Raw genomic sequence first — 3414 nt, 5'->3', positions numbered from 1 at the left:
ATATGGAACGCAACCTCAAGACCATCCTTCTGTCTGATGCCATCACTCCCAACCCGGCGGTACTCCCACCGTGGCCTGCTGGGCACCCTCCAGCTCAACCGCAAGCCGCAGAATAAGCGAATCTCCGCGAGGAGGGCCAACGAGTTGGACACCGATCGGAAGACCGGCCCGGCTCCGGCCCATTGGCAGGCTGATCGACGGTTGTCCGGTGCAGTTGTACGGGTACGCGAAACTGAGCCAGTCCAGGTGGTCATCGCCAGCACTAGCAGGATCAGACCCTAACTCTCCGACGCCAGGTGCTGGGCGCGTGAACGTGGGTGTGAGCAACACGTCGTACTCGTCCCAGAACGCCACGACTGATCGACTGTATCGGTGCATCGCGTCCACCGCGAGAACGAGATCGCTCGCGGTGAGCCCGCGCGCGAACTCATGAACAAGTGCGTTCACCGGGTCCAACAATCCAGGATCCTCCACTGGCACGGACCCAATGGCTGCAGCGAAGATCGTCTTCTCCCAGTCCCGAAACGGCTGAGTATCAGGGCCAGTCTCCTCGACTACGTGACCCAGCCCCTCGCAGCTCGCAGCGACATCGTCGACGGCCCGCGCAACCTCCGGATCGACAACAACTCCCGCCGCTTTGGTGAAGGCAACCCTGAGCCTTCGGCTAGGGGCACTGGAGGCATCAAGGTAGGAGGGATCTGCGTCGGTCCAGTACGGGTCCCCCGGTAAATGACCGACCATCGCGTCCAGTCCAGCCGCCACATCGGCCACGGATCGGGCCAGCACGCCGTCTGTCAAAAGCCCCTGCCAGCCATGACCGTACTGCGGACCCATTGAAATCAGCCCTCGTGACGGTTTGAGGCCCACGACCCCGCAGCAGGCTGCGGGGATGCGAACGGAGCCTCCTCCGTCACTGCCATGGCTGATGGCACACAGCCCGGCGGCGACGGCTGCAGCCGCGCCGCCACTTGATCCGCCCGCGTTGGTCGCCAAGTCCCACGGGTTGCGGGCCGCGCCGTGCAACCCGTAGTCGGTAACCGGGCGCCCACCAAACTCCGCCGTAGTGGTCTTCCCGAGGATCACGCACCCTTCTTGCATCATCCGCGTCACGGCGAACGCATCCACGTCCGCGACCTGGCCCGCATACGCACGTGACCCGAGCGTATGCGGATACCCCTTCATGGGCGTCAGGTCCTTGACTGACGCTGTCACTCCACCAAGCGCAGTACTCCGCTGATGGCGATCCGCAGCGGCAGCAGCGGCCTCGGCAAGTTCGGGCGTGGTGATCCAGAAGGCGTTAAGGCTTCCGTTGAACCGGGCAATGCGGTCGAGATAAAGGCGAGCAAGCTCTTGCGCCGAGACCTCGCGCGCCGCTATCGCCGCTGCCTGATCAAGAGCAGTCGAGAACGCATTCACCATCATGCACCCGCGTTCATCGTGAGGCTCATAGCGCCATAGAGTTGCCGATGCTCCTGGCGAATGTGTGAAGTGAGCGGTCCCCAGTCATGATGAAGACCGTCGGTTTCCGGCGGAGCTGCCGAACTCAGGTCGTAGACCACTAGCACCAAGGCCGTGAAGTTTGGGTGAGTGGCTTGGTGTCACGGAGGCTCGCCGGGTAGGACGTACACGTCGAGGCGTGCTTGTCGGCAGGATCGGTCGATCACTGGCCCTCGTGCCTGGTACTTGGAGATCGCTCGTTTGACGATCCGTGGGCATACTCGCAGCCGTCGTGGCGGTAGCGGGTCCGCGAGCACCTCGGCGCCGATGACGCCGACGAGCTCGACGGCCGCGTCATCGATCGCGTGCTGCGCGAGGACGACTTGGTCTTTCGCGGTCTGCCACGCGATGGTGAAGCTGCCACGGTCCGGGTCCATCCCGGTGGCGTAGGCGGCGTCGCTGATCGCGGTACGGATCAGCTGGTAGGTCACCAAGAGGGCGTAGATCTCCTGCTCGAGGCCGGGTGCGGTCCGGGCTCGCAGCACTCGCCCGCCCAGGATGGACGCCTTCAGCTCCAGGTAGGCCGTCTCGATCTCCCATCTCTCGTGGTACAGACCCACGAGCTGATGGGCGGGATACCGGACGGGGTCCATCAGTGTCGTCAGCAGCCGATAGGCGCACCGTTGCTCGCCGTCCGCGGTGGTGACGGTGATCTGCGCGTCGATCACGCGGACCGTCAAGGGGCCGATCCTGCTGGTGAAGGACTCGTCCTGGTGCCGGGCCAGGACAGGGAGGCGCCGGCTGGTTTTCCCCCGGATCAGGAAGTCCGCGTCGCACTGGGCGATCCCGGTCAGCACGTCCACGGCATCGAAGTTACGGTCAGCCAGCACGAGCATCCCGGCCCGCAGGCTGGACCACAGTCCGGGGGCCAAGGTGGTCTCCCCGACCGTGGTCGGCGCGAACACCGCGTCGATGAGCGTGCGAGTTCCACAGGTCAGCAGCGCCAGGAGCCGAACCTGGGGATACCCCGTCCCGCCGTGATGACCGGCCTGTTTCACATACCGGGTCCGCACGGCAGGCTGGTCCGGCACCGTCAGGATGGTCCCGTCGATCGCGGTGACCAGCAGGCCCTTCCACCAGACACCGGCCCGTGCGGGGGCCGCGCCTTCCGGGCCACGGATCAGGTCGAACAACCACTTCAAGGGCGCCGGGCCGATCCGGCGGCGGGCCTGGCACAGTGCACTGGCCGACGGCCGGACCGGTGCCAGATGAGCCAGCCCCGCGGTCAGCTTGCGCCACACCCCCGGGTAGCCGACCTCGGGGAACAGGCACCCGGCCAGCAACAGGTAGACCACCACCCTTGCCGGTAGACCGCGCAACCGTTTCTGCAGTGTGCGGGTCTGCTGGACGGCCTCGTCGACCATCTCGATCGGCAAGAGCCGCGTCAACTCACCCAGGTGCCCGGGCGCATACCGGCGGTCGTGCTCGGCAGCCAAGGTCGAGTCACTGCTTGTGAGAGCATGAATGGGCAACGGAGCTCCTGGGGAAGTACGGGCTTCTTGGTCGTTGTCCTCTTTACCGGAGCTCCGTTGCTCATCTTCAATTCGACACGCCCACACCGGTCATTGACCGACGACTCCACCCCGTAACTTCACGGCCTTGGCACTAGTGAGGCGGCAGCATAATCTGCACGGAAGCTGGCGCCCACCACGAGCGATATCTGAGTGCTCTTTCGGGTCCTCACGTCGAGGGGGCAGCAGCCAGCTGGCTACCGCTGTCGATCACTTCACCTGACTGGCCCAGGCAAGATCGGACTACCGCAGGCACATGGCGCCACAGTTGCCTCACAAATCGCAACAATCTTGCAAAGCCGGCGTTGATCTTCTCGGACCATGCAGAGGTGTTCCGGGTCACGGACCCACAGACTAGAGCAGCGACATCACGCGAGTTGGACGTTAATAAAGGAGATTCCTATGA

General features: G+C 64.6%; 2 protein-coding genes. Both read right to left on the bottom strand.

Annotated elements, in window-relative coordinates:
• Window positions 1-42 precede the first annotated feature (42 nt).
• Entirely contained in the window at window positions 43-1422 is a 1380-nt protein-coding gene (locus FGL98_RS24785; RefSeq protein ID WP_146321513.1) for an amidase, read from the bottom strand.
• 176 nt (window positions 1423-1598) lie between these two features.
• Window positions 1599-2969 (bottom strand): IS4 family transposase, encoded by a 1371-nt coding sequence (locus tag FGL98_RS24780; RefSeq protein WP_222432411.1) that lies wholly within the window; start codon window positions 2967-2969, stop codon window positions 1599-1601.
• Window positions 2970-3414 lie beyond the last annotated feature (445 nt).

It is taken from the genome of Leekyejoonella antrihumi (genome assembly GCF_007845645.1).
Taxonomy (GTDB): Bacteria; Actinomycetota; Actinomycetes; order Actinomycetales; family Dermatophilaceae; genus Leekyejoonella; species Leekyejoonella antrihumi.
Note: the sequence above shows the minus strand (reverse complement) of the source record. Positions and strands in the feature narration are given on the sequence as shown.

Excerpts from the sequence above, each read along its gene's own strand:
- FGL98_RS24785 (WP_146321513.1), bottom strand. The coding sequence starts at position 1,422 with ATGATGGTGAATGCGTTCTCGACTGCTCTTGATCAGGCAGCGGCGATA.